Below are 16,894 nucleotides of genomic sequence, written 5' to 3' on the forward strand. Positions count from 1 at the left end.
TAGACCATGTCTATTTTTATGAAATTGAATTTGCGAAACTAATTATACGTTATCCCTTGATCTATTGATGATTGGGCATTCAATCGATTCTTGCTTAAAAAGGACCATGGACTGGAATTTTTGGAAAATCAAAAAACTTTTCCATTGCGTCATGATCCGATGGACTGTTTTACGGCTCATATTCTGAAAAATCTCCTTTGGAAAGGCCTGGTATAACATGTAAGATACCATTATTAGAACAAGACAGTCAAAAATTTTTGCCCTGATAACTTTATATTTATCGGTTCGGCTTAATTTTTTTAATGCACATGGGAAAATTGCATAAAAAGCGTCGAAACGTGATGAATATTATGTGAAATTATGATATTATGAAAAGAAAGTGCAGATATGGGGGGATAGTGATGTATCAAGCACATAGAAACGAGGACACAGGGCAAATTCAATCCGTAAAGGAGCATTGTGAGAATACGGCGGCCTTAGCGGCTGGTATTGCGGCGAAAGAATGCAAGGAAGTGGTTTATGCCATGGGCTTGCTCCACGATGTGGGAAAATATCAGCCTTCCTTCCAGAAAAGGATCTGCGGGGAAAACATCCGGGTGGAGCATTCCACCTGCGGGGCGTTGGCTGCCCGAAAGCATTATACCAATGCTGCCGCATGGATGATGGCCTATTGTATCTCTGGCCACCATACGGGGATCCCTGATGGCATGGCGGGGGGAGATACTGCGGATCTGCCAACCTTGGCAGGCAGGATGAAGCGCAGTTTTGAGGATTTTAGTGCATATGAAAGGGAGCTGGAGCTGCCAAAGCTGGCGGAGAAAGAATTTCAGCAGTTTTTATTGCGGGACTGCAGGAAGAAGGAGCAGGTATACGATAAATTTGCTTTTTTCACCCGCTATTGCTTTTCCTGCCTGGTAGATGCCGATTCTTTGGATACAGCTATTTTTATGGGCGGCAGCAAGAACCGTTCCCTGAAAGCAGATTTTGCTGCCTGTCTGGAAAAGCTGGAAAAAAGATTCGACAGCTTTGTATGTCAAACAGAGCTGCAGAAAGCAAGGGGCCGCTTGCAGGCACAGGCCTTTCAAAATGCGGAAAAGGATGGAGAAATCTACCTGATGCATATGCCCACAGGCAGCGGGAAAACCTTGTGCAGCATGAAGGTGGCGCTGCAAAGAGTGCTGCGGGAAAACAGCGGCAAAAAGCGCATCATCTATATCATTCCCTACAACAGCATCATCGAGCAGACGGCGGAGGTATTCCAGGATTTATTTGGAAAGGATATGGAGATTTTGCGGCATCAGTCTACCTTTTCCTATGACGATGCAGATATGGATGAGGACGAAAGAAAAACCGCCAAGCTGGCCTGTGAAAACTGGGATGCACAGGTCATCATCACCACAGCGGTACAGTTTTTTGAATCCATCTATTCCAACCGCCGCAGCAGGCTGCGGAAGCTGCACAATATGGCAGACAGCATTTTGATTTTTGATGAAGCCCATCTGATGCCCGAGGGATTTTTGCAGCCCTGCTTGGAGGCCATCGTCTATCTGACCAGATATCTGAACAGCGAAGCCATTTTTCTGACAGCCACCATGCCCGATTTTAAAGAGCTGCTGCAAAGATATACCCTGCCTGACAGCACTATAGTAGACCTGATAACAGATACCTCCGCTTTCGGAAAATTTGCAAAATGCAGCTTTGCAGATATCGGTTTTCTTTCGGAGGAGGCTTTGCTGCAAAGGGCTATGGAAGCACCTTCGGCCCTGATTGTGGTGAACGAGAAAAAGACTGCCCGAGAGCTATACGAAAAATGCAGCGGAAGGAAATATCATCTTTCCACCTATATGACGGCTTTCGACAGAAAAGAGGTCATTGCCGAAATCCGAGGGCAGCTTGCGGCCTTGGAGGAGGCATATCCTGATTTGCAGCAGGTGCCGGAGGAAAAACGGATTACAGTCATTTCCACCTCCCTCATTGAAGCGGGTGTCGATTTGGATTTTTCCGCAGTGTATCGGGAACTGGCGGGGCTGGACAGCATTTTGCAGGCCGGGGGCAGGTGCAACCGGGAAGGCAAGCGATCCGATGCTATGGTAAGCATTTTCCGGCTAAAAGAAAAGGAGGACAAGCCCCTGAAACCCAAGGAGCAGTTTGCCCGGGAAAGCATCATGGCCTTTCCCGATATTTCCTCTTTGGAAAGCATCGATTCCTATTATCGGAAGGTCTTTTCCGAAAAGAATGAGGAATTTACAAAATATGCCATGGAAAAATACTGCCGGGGCATCGAGAGCATTGATTTTCAGACCTATGCCGCAGCATTTGCCCTCATTGAACAGAAAAATATCTCTGTGGTGGCTCTGCGGGATGAGGAAAGCAGAGCATTGATCGAAGATTGCAGGAGGGGCTTCCCCAACAGCAGAAGGCTGCAGAAATATACCTTCTCTATCCGTCAAAAGGAATTGGAAGAACTGCAAAAGCAGCACGTTGTGGAAAATTATGATGGAATCTGGTGCCTGACCAGTGAAGATTATTATGACAAACAGCTGGGTGTCCTGTTTTCTGGACAGGACTACATTATATAATAAACATAAGGGGAAAGAAAACAGTTGAAAGAAAAGTCCTGCTTTTGGAAACAGGGCAAAAGGAACGCAATGGAAAGGAGTGAACCACATGGGCTACGGATTTAAGGTAATCATCGAGGGGGATTATGCCTGCTTTACCAACCCGGCCTTGAAGGTGGAGCGGGTCAGCTATGATGTGCCGACGCCGGGGGCATTAGAAGGGCTGCTGAAAAGTATTTATTGGAAGCCAGCTATCAAATATGTTATCGACCGCATTGTGGTGTTCCATAAAATCGACTTCGCCAATATCCGTCGGAACGAGGTAAAGGAAAAGGTGAAATATTCCGCCGTCAAAAGCCAGATGAGCGGAAAAGGCGGCGATCCCTGCATCTATACGGCGGAAAGCAGAAGCCAGCGGGCCGCCATGGTGCTGAAAAATGTGAAGTATGGGGTGGAATTTCACTTTGAATTGACGGGGCTAAAGGCTGATGAGGAAACGGACGGGGAGAAAAAGCATTACAACATCATCAAGCGCAGACTGGAAAAGGGGCAGCAATTCAGAACGCCCTGCCTGGGGTGCAGTGAATTTCCCGTGAAGCGGCTGGAATTGGTGGAGGATTTCGATCTGAGCCAGATTGAAAAAGAAATTGTGGAAATGGGAGACGTGGATCTGGGCTTTATGAGCTATGGCGTCCAATTTGCCGATGGCGGCAAGCCCCTCAACGGGGACTGGGAAAATCCTCTTTTCTCCGATAAAGCCACCACCCTGTATTACAGACCCCACATGGTAGAGGGCATCATCGATGTGGAAAAGCACAGGAGGGAGATAAAATGCTGATCAAAGCACTCTGTGACTATTATGATATTTTGGCGAGAGAGGGAAAGGTGCTGGCGGAAGGCTATTCCAATGTGAAGGTGCATTATAAGGTGGCCTTGACAGAGGACGGTAAAATAAGTGAAATCATCGACCATCAGAAGAAGGAAATCGTTCCGGGGGCAAAGGGGAAAACAAAGGAAAAAACAGTACCAAGGGATGAAATCATGCCCCAGCGAACGGAAAAGCCGGGGATCGATGCAAATATCATCGAACATCGCCCCTTATATCTATTTGGCCTGAATTATGAAAAGGATGGGCTTACGCCGGAGGATAAGACTAACAAGGCAAAAAAATCCCATGAAGCCTTTGTGGAGAAAAATCTGGCATTTCTGGAGGGGATAGACACTCCCTTGGTCAACGCCTTTCGGGCCTTTCTCCAAAACTGGAAGCCGGAGGAGGAAAGGGAAAACCCGAAGCTTTTGGGGCTGGGAAAGGCATACAGCAGTGCCGGTTATGCTTTCTGCCTGTGGAATGATTCTGAGACACTCCTGCATGAGGAGCCTCTTGTAAAGGAAAGATGGGAGAATCTGTTCCAAAGCAAAGGACAGGAGGATGGCGGGCTGACGGGCCAATGTGCCATTACCGGCGAGGAGGCGGAAATTGCCAGAATCCACGGAAAGATCAAAGGGGTTTATGGGGGCCTGGCAACGGGTTCTGTGTTGATCGGCTTCAATAATCCTTCGGAAAATTCCTATGGAAACGAGCAATCCTACAACAGCAGCATTTCCCAGAAGGCCATGCAAAAATATACAGAAGCCCTGAATAAGCTTTTGGCAGATAAAAAACATAGGGTACTGCTGGATGATGTGACGGTGGTATTTTGGGCCATGGATGGCAAGGAAACCTGCGAGGATTTGTTGTCTGCTCTGCTGTTTGATTCTTCCGAAAAGCTGGATGCGGAAAAAACGGAGAAATTTTTGGAAAATTTAACAAAGGAAGCAGCGGAGGGGGCTATCACAGCGGAACGCCTTGCCGCCATCGATGAAATCGACCCGGATGTGGAGTTTTATATGGTGGGCTTGAAGCCCAATTCTTCCCGACTGGCGGTGAAATTCCTTTATCGGCAGAAATTTGGCGATATCCTGCTCCATGTTGCCATGCATCAGAAGGATTTGCAGATGGGCGAAGGACTGCGTCCCATTCCCCTTTGGGGCATCAAAAGGGAACTGATTTCGCCCAAAAGCAAAAATGAATCGGCAGACCCGGCGCTGCTTTCCAAGCTGTTGGAGGCTATCCTATACGGCAGTCCCTATCCCTTTGCCCTTTTGGAAACAGTGGTCAGAAGGGGAAAAATCGACAAGGACATGGACCGCAACCGGGTGCGGGCAGGCATCTTAAAGGCATATATCAATCGGGAATGCAGAAAGAACGGGAAAAAGGAGGAATTACAGGTGGCATTGGACAGAGAAAACAGAAACGAGGCGTATTTGTGCGGCAGGCTCTTTGCAATACTGGAACGGCTGCAGCAGGATGCTTCCGGCAACAGCCTGAACAGAACCATTAAAGATGCGTATTTTGCTTCGGCGGCGGCTATGCCGGCGGTGGTATTTCCTAAGCTGCTGAAGCTGGCGGAAAATCACTTCGGGAAGGCGGCCCATGGGGGCTTTTACAGAAAACAGATCGGTGAAGTGGTAGAATTGATGCCCTGTGAATTTCCCAACACCCTTCCCTTGGTAGAGCAGGGAAAATTCATGCTGGGCTATTATCAGCAGCACCAGAGCTATTTTGCAAAAAAGGACGAACAGACAGAGGAGGCGCAGCAATATGGCGATTGAAAACAGATATGATTTTGTAATGCTTTTTGATGTAGAAAATGGGAACCCCAACGGAGATCCCGACGCAGGCAACTCCCCCAGAATGGATGCGGAAACAGGCCATGGCTATATTACCGATGTCTGCCTGAAACGGAAAATCCGCAATTATGTGGAGCTGTGCAAGGAAGGGGAAGAGGGCTATAACATCCTGATTAAACCGGACAAGGCATTGAACACGAAATTTGCGGAAGCCTATGAAAAGGAAGGCTTGAAGCTGAAGGAAAAAGGAAAAAATACAGAGGATGTGGAGAAAGCCAGAGCATTTATGTGTGAAAATTATTTTGATGTGCGTGCCTTTGGTGCGGTAATGGCAACGGGGGATAATCCCTGCGGTATCGTCAGAGGCCCTGTGCAGATCAATTTTGCAAGAAGCCTTTCCCCCATCAATATTCAGGATGTGACCATTACCCGTCAGGCCCGCACCACAGAGGACAGAGCAGAAACCGGCAGTACAGAAATGGGGAAAAAGAGCGTGATCCCTTATGCTCTGTACCGCGGAGAAGGGTATATCTCCGCGGCATTGGCCCAGAAGGTAACAGGCTTGAGCGAGGAAGATGTGGAGCTGCTCTGGACAGCTATTGTGAATATGTTTGAAAATGACCATAGTGCGGCTCGGGGCAAGATGTGCATGAGAAAGCTGTATGTATTCAAGCATGACAGCCTGCTGGGCAACAGCCCCTCCCATGTGCTGTTCGATAAGATTCAGGTATCCTTGAAGGACGAAACCATGCCCCCTAGAAAATTCACCGATTATGAAATTACGGTGGACAGCGAAATGCCCGATGGTGTCACGCTGATCTCCAAGATATGATAGAACCCACATTGAACATCCGCTCCATACAGCATTATCTCTATTGCCCCCACCGCTGGGGGCTTTTGGAGATTGACCGGGCATGGGCGGAAAATGTATTTGTGACCAAGGCAAACCTGCTCCATAGCCGCGTCCACGACCCGGAACGTTCCTATACGGCCAAGGGGAAAAAGGTGTATACCTCTGTCCCTGTGTATTGCGATGGGGAGGAATACGGTCTGTTTGGCGTGGTGGATTGCTTGGAGGTGCAGCAGGAGAAGCTTGCCATTGTGGAATATAAGCCCACTATGCCCAAGGAGGGCCTGTTTCGCTATGACGACCTGATGCAGGTGTTCGCCCAGAAGCTTTGCGTGGATTCTGTGTTCCACTGCGACTGTGACACTTATTTATATTATGCCGATAAGAAGAAACGGGTGGAGCTGCCCCTGCGGGAAAAGGCGCCGGAATATGACGCCCATTTGAAGGAATTGCTGGGGGAAATGCGGAGTTATCTGGAGCGGGGCATAATCCCTCCGAAGAAAAAGGGACAGAAATGCAGCGGCTGTTCCATGAAGGACTTGTGCATGCCTTCCATAAAAAAGAGCAAAAGAATCCGAAGTATCATAAAGGAGCTGGATGAGCCATGAGGAAGCTTTTGAATACCATCTACATCACCAATGAGCTGGCGTATCTTTGCTTGGATGGAGAAAATCTTGTCTGCAAAATAGAGAACGAAACGAAATTTCGGATTCCTTTCGACAATGTAGAAAATATCGTTTGCTTCAATTATCTGGGCTGTTCGCCGGCGCTGATGGGCAAATGTGTCAGCAAATCTATCCCCATTAATTTTATTTCTCCCCAGGGGCGGTTTTTGGCGAAGGTCTGCGGGGAAACCAAGGGGAATGTATTCCTGCGGGTGGCGCAGATCGATCGCTTTCGGGAGAATGGGGTTTTTCTGACGCAGAATACTATGGCGGCAAAATTCAGCAACACCAAGCAGCTCATCAAGAGAACCCTTCACGATAACCCTTCCCTGCGGGAGGATATAGAGCTGCAGGCCGCATTGGATGCCCTGACAGAGGGCATAGAACGGGTGTATCAGGCAGAAACGGTGGAGGAAATCATCGGTATTGAGGGGAATTGCGCCAAGGTGTATTTTTCTGTTTTTGAGAAATTGCTGACGAATCCCAAAACGCCTTTTACGTTTACCTATCGGACAAAACGTCCGCCCCTGGATCCAGTCAATGCAGTGCTGTCCTTCGTGTATACTCTGTATGTTTCCGAATTTGCCTCTGCGTTGGAAACAGTAGGGCTGGACAGCTATATTGGCTTCTGCCATACCCTGCGCAGCGGGCGCAGTTCCCTTGCCTGTGATCTGGTGGAGGAGACCCGATGTATTGCGGAACGGTTTACCCTGACCCTGTGCAATCTTCAGATTTTGCAGGAGGGGGATTTTGAAAAGCAGATTTCCGGAGCAGTGTATTTGAATGATGAGGGGCGGAAAAAGGTCATCACAAAATGGCAGGAGAAAAAACGGACAGATCTGATGCATCCCTTCTTGAAGCAGAAGATTCCCATGGGGCTGCTGCCCTATGTGCAGAGCAATCTGCTTGCTAAATATGTAAGAGGAGATTTGGAGGAATATCCATGTTTTTTGTTGAAGTAGGTGAAGGATATGATGGTGTTGATCAGTTATGATGTTTCCACGGTGGACGAAGGGGGAAAAACAAGGCTGCGAAAGGTGGCGAAGGAATGCCAGAACCATGCACAGCGAGTGCAGAATTCTGTTTTTGAAGCCAATCTGGATTACTCCGCTTTTTTAAAACTAAAGGATCGGCTGGTTAAGTTGATTGACGTGGAGAAGGACAGTCTGCGGTTTTATTACCTTGGGAATCACTGGGAAAGACGGGTGGAGCATATTGGCGCAAAAGAAACCTATAACCCGGAAGGTGTCATCATCATCTGATGCAGCTTGGCGAAGGTGGGGTGACTGTGGAAAGTGCCAGAGGTTCGCCGGGAAAAGTAGAAAAAATTTGTATTTTTGGGGTAAAAATTAAGATGAAATAGAAAGTCCGCTTCTTTATGTGGGGCGTGGGGCGCAGAAAAATACAAGATGCTGCAGTCGCGCCTCGCAAGAGGCGTGTGAGTAGAAATGCACTTGGCTGGAGCGTGCCTGAGCTGGCAAGGTCGCGCCTCGCAAGAGGCGTGTGAGTAGAAATTTGCAGATGGGGCAGGTGAGTAGATGGAAAGAGAGTCGCGCCTCGCAAGAGGCGTGTGAGTAGAAATATAGGAAATGACCCTCGCACGCTTGGAAAAATTCGTCGCGCCTCGCAAGAGGCGTGTGAGTAGAAATTTGCCGTAGCACAATTTTAAGAAAGGAAAAAACCAGTCGCGCCTCGCAAGAGGCGTGTGAGTAGAAATAGAATCAAAAAAGAAATCGTGGCAGGCAGCGGCAGGTCGCGCCTCGCAAGAGGCGTGTGAGTAGAAATATACTTACCCTTGACGGCTCTTTCGGCGTCAATGTCGCGCCTCGCAAGAGGCGTGTGAGTAGAAATCGCCGAACCCCTGAAGTTTGTTCAGGATTCGGGGGTCGCGCCTCGCAAGAGGCGTGTGAGTAGAAATGAGGTGGACGGTCAGACGGTAAGGGTAATCGCCGGTCGCGCCTCGCAAGAGGCGTGTGAGTAGAAATGACCCACCATGCACAATGAGATTCAAGGCAGTAGTCGCGCCTCGCAAGAGGCGTGTGAGTAGAAATCCTGGTCGTGGTTCCGAAGTATATCCATGACCCTGTCGCGCCTCGCAAGAGGCGTGTGAGTAGAAATCAATAATAACTGCTGCCATGAGATGCGATCTGGGTCGCGCCTCGCAAGAGGCGTGTGAGTAGAAATCAACATCTCCCCATAATTCCTCGAAGGCAACCAAGTCGCGCCTCGCAAGAGGCGTGTGAGTAGAAATCACAGCAGGCGCAAAATACACGGCCGGGCTTGGCCGTCGCGCCTCGCAAGAGGCGTGTGAGTAGAAATCATTTAACTAAACTTAATGGCAATCCATTTGTAGTCGCGCCTCGCAAGAGGCGTGTGAGTAGAAATGCGGAATATCTGCATCATTTTGTCATATCTGATTGTCGCGCCTCGCAAGAGGCGTGTGAGTAGAAATAAGAGCGGCGCCGGCTGGATCTCGCTGGACTACGCGTCGCGCCTCGCAAGAGGCGTGTGAGTAGAAATGCTCGTCGTACAGTATAGCACGAAAGAAGCGCCGTCGCGCCTCGCAAGAGGCGTGTGAGTAGAAATATTTCCAGCCGCAGCAGCGGCGTGGATGCTGTTGGTCGCGCCTCGCAAGAGGCGTGTGAGTAGAAATCATCATGGGGTAGGTCGCCCACATGAACAAAATGGTCGCGCCTCGCAAGAGGCGTGTGAGTAGAAATCTGTGGGACTACTACAACCTGCAAGACCTGAAGAAGTCGCGCCTCGCAAGAGGCGTGTGAGTAGAAATACCTGTTCAGGAAGCGAGCGGGAACGGACACAGCCGTCGCGCCTCGCAAGAGGCGTGTGAGTAGAAATATTAGTATCCGACTGCTGTTACACCATATTCGGCGTCGCGCCTCGCAAGAGGCGTGTGAGTAGAAATCCGAAAATTCCTGTTGCACGCTATATTCCGTTGCGGTCGCGCCTCGCAAGAGGCGTGTGAGTAGAAATTTGTGTTTCCTGCAAAATCAGCTCTGCCTGCCGTGTCGCGCCTCGCAAGAGGCGTGTGAGTAGAAATTTCCGGCACAGCTGCGGACGCCTTGGCGGCGTTGGTCGCGCCTCGCAAGAGGCGTGTGAGTAGAAATGAAATTGGGAAAAAATATAACCTATCTGTCACTGTCGCGCCTCGCAAGAGGCGTGTGAGTAGAAATATCCTCCTGCGTGAGGAAATTGCTGTCATTCGTGTCGCGCCTCGCAAGAGGCGTGTGAGTAGAAATGGCGTCAAGCGACTCGAGGGCGACACGGCCAACGTCGCGCCTCGCAAGAGGCGTGTGAGTAGAAATTCTATCATCAATGCTGCACCGGAAGATATTGCAGTCGCGCCTCGCAAGAGGCGTGTGAGTAGAAATTTTACGAAAAATGCCTTGCAATGCGGAATGTAGGTCGCGCCTCGCAAGAGGCGTGTGAGTAGAAATTTCTGTCTGGAAGGCTTCCGCCTGTTCTTCGACGTCGCGCCTCGCAAGAGGCGTGTGAGTAGAAATTGCGCTCGGCTTCTTCCTTGGCCCTGCGCTCGGCGTCGCGCCTCGCAAGAGGCGTGTGAGTAGAAATGGTGTAGCAGGCGAGGAACTGGCCCTTGCGGTTGTCGCGCCTCGCAAGAGGCGTGTGAGTAGAAATCTGACGGGTCAGGGTGGCGGGATCCTGCTTTTTGGTCGCGCCTCGCAAGAGGCGTGTGAGTAGAAATGGCGCGGTAGAGGATATTGCGGGAGAAGTCCGGCGTCGCGCCTCGCAAGAGGCGTGTGAGTAGAAATGACCTGCAAGCCCGGCAAGGCTAAGATCACGGCCGTCGCGCCTCGCAAGAGGCGTGTGAGTAGAAATAAATTTATCAGCTTGTCCCCGATGCCGCCGCAGCGTCGCGCCTCGCAAGAGGCGTGTGAGTAGAAATCAGAATGTCAAAACCGAAGCTGCACTGGTCAACAGTCGCGCCTCGCAAGAGGCGTGTGAGTAGAAATGAGAACGGCACGTCCTACCTGACGAGCTGCCTCGGTCGCGCCTCGCAAGAGGCGTGTGAGTAGAAATGCCCGTGTCTATGTCCGCAAATACCTCGGCGAGGTCGCGCCTCGCAAGAGGCGTGTGAGTAGAAATGCCCGCGATGGACGGGCCGTTCGTGAAGCCGCCGGTCGCGCCTCGCAAGAGGCGTGTGAGTAGAAATGCTGAGTGCCGTCCATGTTCATTTGGCCGGGGAGTCGCGCCTCGCAAGAGGCGTGTGAGTAGAAATATTTCCAGCCGCAGCAGCGGCGTGGATGCTGTTGTGTCGCGCCTCGCAAGAGGCGTGTGAGTAGAAATGGTTGCGCCTGATGCGCCGCCGGTGCCGGAGGAGTCGCGCCTCGCAAGAGGCGTGTGAGTAGAAATGTTGTTGACGATGGTGTCGGCCACGTCAGGGGAGCGTCGCGCCTCGCAAGAGGCGTGTGAGTAGAAATCTACCAAGGCACACAGGAGCGCTGGTGCCACCGGTCGCGCCTCGCAAGAGGCGTGTGAGTAGAAATTATAAAATCCATCTGGCAATTTAAACATAGACATGTCGCGCCTCGCAAGAGGCGTGTGAGTAGAAATTCATCGGGTTAAATGCGCTCCCACCGCTCGGACGTCGCGCCTCGCAAGAGGCGTGTGAGTAGAAATGATAAATGCCCCAACGGTTTCCGATAAAAGATTTGTCGCGCCTCGCAAGAGGCGTGTGAGTAGAAATTGCAGGGGACGGCTATGCAGTATGCAGACCTACAGTCGCGCCTCGCAAGAGGCGTGTGAGTAGAAATCATCCAGTCTGGCAAGCCTTTTCGGTTCATCAGCGTCGCGCCTCGCAAGAGGCGTGTGAGTAGAAATCGGTATCGTGGAATTGCTTCCCATGATGGCAGATGTCGCGCCTCGCAAGAGGCGTGTGAGTAGAAATTCGTCAGGTTCGGCGTATAGCTCTGGCCGATCAGGTCGCGCCTCGCAAGAGGCGTGTGAGTAGAAATCCACGCATTTTTGATACCCTGAAGAATGCCAGATGTCGCGCCTCGCAAGAGGCGTGTGAGTAGAAATTGGCAGGACGAATAAAGAGGTCTCCTTTCTGCCGTCGCGCCTCGCAAGAGGCGTGTGAGTAGAAATCTACGCCGACGGGCAGACAACCCTTCCGCATTTAGTCGCGCCTCGCAAGAGGCGTGTGAGTAGAAATAGAAAAAAGACAGCAAAAAAACAGTCTTAAACATGTCGCGCCTCGCAAGAGGCGTGTGAGTAGAAATCTACGCCGACGGGCAGACAACCCTTCCGCATTTAGTCGCGCCTCGCAAGAGGCGTGTGAGTAGAAATTCTCCGCTCTCATTGATATAGCCGTTCAAAACAGGTCGCGCCTCGCAAGAGGCGTGTGAGTAGAAATCCAGTACGGGGAAAGTGCAAGCTGGCTATTATATGTCGCGCCTCGCAAGAGGCGTGTGAGTAGAAATTTGTTTCCGGTATTTTCGTTCCCATGGGAAACGGTCGCGCCTCGCAAGAGGCGTGTGAGTAGAAATTGGCATGTTATCAGAAAGATATACGGGTTTGCCGTCGCGCCTCGCAAGAGGCGTGTGAGTAGAAATTTCTATCAAATTGGTGGAAGAAACCAGGAAAACAGTCGCGCCTCGCAAGAGGCGTGTGAGTAGAAATTTGCGGCATCTGGTTACATACCAAAAGAACCATAGTCGCGCCTCGCAAGAGGCGTGTGAGTAGAAATGCCACAGCACTGGCAGAGACACCAACGCATTTGGCGTCGCGCCTCGCAAGAGGCGTGTGAGTAGAAATGCTTTACGCCGTGACGGCTGGCGGCACCATCGGGTCGCGCCTCGCAAGAGGCGTGTGAGTAGAAATTACACTGCCCGGCAGTGCATCATATTCCTTCTGGTCGCGCCTCGCAAGAGGCGTGTGAGTAGAAATTGAAATTTCAAATCCATAGGAATGCCGCCCAAGTTGTCGCGCCTCGCAAGAGGCGTGTGAGTAGAAATACAGAGGACAGGCAGATACTTGTATTTCTTATAAGTCGCGCCTCGCAAGAGGCGTGTGAGTAGAAATTAAATTCGGCATTGATTACAGTTTCTTTATCTTGTCGCGCCTCGCAAGAGGCGTGTGAGTAGAAATCCGTTTTTTGCATTGCGGACATCCAGCAGACCAGTCGCGCCTCGCAAGAGGCGTGTGAGTAGAAATTTGGGTTGTTGTTGATTTCCTTTATCTTGATTAAGTCGCGCCTCGCAAGAGGCGTGTGAGTAGAAATAGCCGTGATGAAATGCGTTTCCAAGCAGCGGCCGGTCGCGCCTCGCAAGAGGCGTGTGAGTAGAAATCAATACCATCCAGCATATCTTCTGTTTTCCAGCCGTCGCGCCTCGCAAGAGGCGTGTGAGTAGAAATCGCAATCTTTTCCAGTTCCGCCAGCAGGGCGGGAGTCGCGCCTCGCAAGAGGCGTGTGAGTAGAAATTTTCCATCAGGACAACTCTATCTTTCATCGGAAGTCGCGCCTCGCAAGAGGCGTGTGAGTAGAAATGGATCTCTCTCAATTCTTCATCGATGACAACATCGTCGCGCCTCGCAAGAGGCGTGTGAGTAGAAATGAACCAAAACGATACACTTTGATGTATCCACAGGTCGCGCCTCGCAAGAGGCGTGTGAGTAGAAATTTTTCAGTTCGTCAATAGAATTGATATTGTTAAAAGTCGCGCCTCGCAAGAGGCGTGTGAGTAGAAATCCGATTCCAGAGATTCATATACATTTTTCAGTTGTCGCGCCTCGCAAGAGGCGTGTGAGTAGAAATTTTATTCATATTATCAATTCCTTTGTGCAAATTGTCGCGCCTCGCAAGAGGCGTGTGAGTAGAAATAGGTGAAATGGAAGAAGTTCTTATTTGCAAATTTGTCGCGCCTCGCAAGAGGCGTGTGAGTAGAAATCTAAAAAGAAGCTGTGGTACTGGCGGAGCGAAAAGTCGCGCCTCGCAAGAGGCGTGTGAGTAGAAATGAAATCGGGTGTTTTGTTTGATTACAGTTTTCGTGTCGCGCCTCGCAAGAGGCGTGTGAGTAGAAATGGCGTAGCGGAAGGCATTGAAGCAGAAACACCATGTCGCGCCTCGCAAGAGGCGTGTGAGTAGAAATAGCCGTGATGAAATGCGTTTCCAAGCAGCGGCCGTCGCGCCTCGCAAGAGGCGTGTGAGTAGAAATTACAGCGAATCATTTCTGTATCTGCCCGGATATTTGTCGCGCCTCGCAAGAGGCGTGTGAGTAGAAATTTTCATCTTCTCGGAAGCCTCTACGGAATAGTCTTGTCGCGCCTCGCAAGAGGCGTGTGAGTAGAAATTCCTTCCAGACTTTTCGACCTGATCTGCTTCAGTGTCGCGCCTCGCAAGAGGCGTGTGAGTAGAAATGTCTGGAATTCAGATGCAATGCTCCGCATCTGTTGTCGCGCCTCGCAAGAGGCGTGTGAGTAGAAATTGTCATGCCCAGAATATCTGTCAGGAATGCTTCTGTCGCGCCTCGCAAGAGGCGTGTGAGTAGAAATGTCCGCATCTATCGGATATTGAAAATCAGGGGTGTCGCGCCTCGCAAGAGGCGTGTGAGTAGAAATTCTGGCCTGCCGGATCATGTTCTGGAATGCAGGACGTCGCGCCTCGCAAGAGGCGTGTGAGTAGAAATCCGTGCAGTATTCCTGGAATTCAACTTCTCTTTCGTCGCGCCTCGCAAGAGGCGTGTGAGTAGAAATTTTGATTTGCAGTTGACCTATGTTCTCGCCTTTCGTCGCGCCTCGCAAGAGGCGTGTGAGTAGAAATCTCTGCCATGGACACCATAAGTGTCTCTGTGCAAGTCGCGCCTCGCAAGAGGCGTGTGAGTAGAAATATAGTGGTAATCCGACAGCATGGTTGCCCACAGGTCGCGCCTCGCAAGAGGCGTGTGAGTAGAAATTGAAATGCGCCTCCGGATGCTGCGGATACATAAGTCGCGCCTCGCAAGAGGCGTGTGAGTAGAAATTGTAATATTCAGCCCGTTTTCGTCCTTCATAGGCTGTCGCGCCTCGCAAGAGGCGTGTGAGTAGAAATGAAATCGGGTGTTTTGTTTGATTACAGTTTTCGGTCGCGCCTCGCAAGAGGCGTGTGAGTAGAAATCCCCGTCAGGTCTGCCGCTGTAATGGCCATAATGGTCGCGCCTCGCAAGAGGCGTGTGAGTAGAAATCAATGGTAGGAGTAGCACCATCCACAGCAATTAGTCGCGCCTCGCAAGAGGCGTGTGAGTAGAAATCACGAAATTTACATCATCTTTCAGGATGCAGTTGTCGCGCCTCGCAAGAGGCGTGTGAGTAGAAATATCGATGGGATAGAATCCATCCGGTGCAGATCCGGTCGCGCCTCGCAAGAGGCGTGTGAGTAGAAATTGCACTATCATCTGTACGGTCGTAGCAGTCCTTGTCGCGCCTCGCAAGAGGCGTGTGAGTAGAAATTGCCACAGAGACAAAGGAGATGCTGGAACAGCAGTCGCGCCTCGCAAGAGGCGTGTGAGTAGAAATCGTAGTGGTGGCGTTTTACTTCGGCACACAGTACGTCGCGCCTCGCAAGAGGCGTGTGAGTAGAAATGGCCGTGAATTGTTTACTGAATGACTACAAAATAGTCGCGCCTCGCAAGAGGCGTGTGAGTAGAAATCATTTCTGCGGTGGTGCGGTTAATCTGACTTTCCGTCGCGCCTCGCAAGAGGCGTGTGAGTAGAAATAACAATTTCATACCTGTGCTGTGAAAGCTCATGGGGCGCACCTTTCCATAGGGGGATCGGAAAATCCCCCTATAACCTTTTGGTGTTATGTTTTGAGAGGGACGAAAAAAATACAAGGAAGCTGTTATTCTTAAAAAATCAGGCGGCAGTCATAAAAGAAAGGGTGTTTTCCTCCCTGCCTAAAATACGGTGCATTTTCTGGAAAGTATGAGAAAGTCAAATATGGATAGCAGAATGGACAGTGAATTTACCGGGATCATAGCGGCATTGACTCAGGGGAAAAGAGCCAATCTCTCTGTCTAAGGGGAAATTCGGCAAGGGAATCTATTTAAAAAAAGCCGGGAGCTGAATTCTGTTCTAAGGCTATGATAATTTCATAAAGATGCCTTTTTAGTAGGCTGCGCTTAAGAAAACATTGATTTTATAATTTGTTGATTTCTTAAGCGGAACTGCTAGCCACATTCCTTAGAAGAAAACGAACATTGAAAAAGCATAAAAGGGATAAATCCTTATATTTTAAGGATGCATCTCTTTTTAATGCGTTCCTCTAAGGACGTGCCATTTTGAACTTCTTTTATCATGTATAATGAAATTCCCTTTTTTAGCAGATTTTTATAATAGTGTCACTTCCCCCCCGTTGATCTCCACAATTTCTTCTTCTTTCATTTTTTTGATTTCCCGCATCATGGCGCTGCGGTCAACGCAGAGATAGTTTGCCAATTTCAAAAGAGACATGGGCAGCCGAAAGGTCAGCTTGCCCTGTTTGGTGCTCTGGATACGGAAATAGCACATAAGCTTGCCGCGAATGGAACGATGGCTGAGGATATCCACTTTTTCTGTCAGATGCACCACCTGTTCGGCCATCAGGCGCATCAGGTTTTCCACTACTTGGGTATGATGCTGGCAGGCTTTGGAACAGCGTTTGGTGAGATGCTGTTTTTCAATGAAGAGAACGGTACAGTCTTTTTCGCAAATGACGATAAAGGCATCCTCTTGATTAGAGAAAGCAAAAGAAACCCCGAAAACGCCGGTGTTTTCCAGATATTCCAGCATATCCAGAGAACCGTCTATACTGATACGGTTGACAGAGACAGTGCCTTCCAGCAGCAGGCCGATAAAATCCCCTGTGGCATCGCAGGTGGTGATGATATCCTTTTCCTTATAGTTTTTTTTCTGGATATCGAAGCAGGACATCATCTGTTCAATACTGTCGGCACAAACATTTTCAAACAGTGGATTTTTTGATATATTTTCCATAAAAACCTCCTATTTGTTGCAATTGCAACAAATTTTTTCTGAAAAGTATGATATCATAAAACCATACAAAAGAAAAGTAAAAAACGAAGAAAACTTGGAGAATAAGCAAGGTTTTTTTAGATAAAATAAGTATGAATGAGTATTGAGAGAGTATTTATATAAGA

The 16,894-nt window shown here is 49.7% G+C and carries 8 protein-coding genes and 1 CRISPR repeat array; of the genes, 7 read left to right on the plus strand and 1 reads right to left on the minus strand.

From position 1 onward, the window contains the following. The first annotated feature begins 401 nt into the window (after window positions 1–401). The 7 genes from cas3 to cas2 all read left to right on the plus strand — a co-directional run bounded on the left by cas3 (window position 402) and on the right by cas2 (window position 8,005). Entirely contained in the window at window positions 402–2,579 is a 2,178-nt protein-coding gene (gene cas3 / locus ACI39P_RS06255; RefSeq protein WP_439719814.1) for a CRISPR-associated helicase Cas3', read from the plus strand. 88 nt (window positions 2,580–2,667) lie between these two features. Beyond that, on the plus strand, window positions 2,668–3,396 hold the full coding sequence (gene cas5c / locus ACI39P_RS06260) for a type I-C CRISPR-associated protein Cas5c (protein WP_439719815.1): 729 nt from the start codon (window positions 2,668–2,670) through the stop codon (window positions 3,394–3,396). Further along, window positions 3,390–5,210, plus strand: a complete 1,821-nt coding sequence (gene cas8c / locus ACI39P_RS06265; protein WP_439719816.1) for a type I-C CRISPR-associated protein Cas8c/Csd1 — start codon at window positions 3,390–3,392, stop codon at window positions 5,208–5,210. Before cas5c ends, cas8c begins: the two co-directional genes overlap by 7 nt. Then, window positions 5,200–6,060, plus strand: coding sequence for a type I-C CRISPR-associated protein Cas7/Csd2 (gene cas7c, locus ACI39P_RS06270; protein ID WP_439719817.1), 861 nt, complete (start codon window positions 5,200–5,202; stop codon window positions 6,058–6,060). Before cas8c ends, cas7c begins: the two co-directional genes overlap by 11 nt. Next, a complete protein-coding gene (cas4, locus tag ACI39P_RS06275) occupies window positions 6,057–6,686 on the plus strand; it encodes a CRISPR-associated protein Cas4 (RefSeq protein WP_439719818.1) in 630 nt (209 codons plus the stop codon). Before cas7c ends, cas4 begins: the two co-directional genes overlap by 4 nt. Then, the gene (cas1c, locus tag ACI39P_RS06280; RefSeq protein WP_439719819.1) at window positions 6,683–7,705 is read left to right on the plus strand and encodes a type I-C CRISPR-associated endonuclease Cas1c; all 1,023 of its coding nucleotides are present in this window, start codon (window positions 6,683–6,685) and stop codon (window positions 7,703–7,705) included. The genes cas4 and cas1c overlap by 4 nt, the downstream gene beginning before the upstream one ends. Window positions 7,706–7,714: 9 nt before the next feature. Continuing rightward, on the plus strand, window positions 7,715–8,005 hold the full coding sequence (gene cas2 / locus ACI39P_RS06285) for a CRISPR-associated endonuclease Cas2 (RefSeq protein ID WP_439719820.1): 291 nt from the start codon (window positions 7,715–7,717) through the stop codon (window positions 8,003–8,005). A 155-nt stretch (window positions 8,006–8,160) separates the two neighbouring features. Beyond that, a CRISPR array of direct repeats spans window positions 8,161–15,473; the repeat unit is 33 nt; unit sequence GTCGCGCCTCGCAAGAGGCGTGTGAGTAGAAAT. A 612-nt stretch (window positions 15,474–16,085) separates the two neighbouring features. On the opposite strand, the gene ACI39P_RS06290 is transcribed toward cas2, so the two are convergent. Beyond that, the gene (locus ACI39P_RS06290) at window positions 16,086–16,730 is read right to left on the minus strand and encodes a cyclic nucleotide-binding domain-containing protein (RefSeq protein WP_439719821.1); all 645 of its coding nucleotides are present in this window, start codon (window positions 16,728–16,730) and stop codon (window positions 16,086–16,088) included. Window positions 16,731–16,894 lie beyond the last annotated feature (164 nt).

This window comes from Anaerotignum sp. (assembly GCF_051877975.1).
Taxonomy (GTDB): Bacteria; Bacillota; Clostridia; order Lachnospirales; family Anaerotignaceae; genus Anaerotignum_A.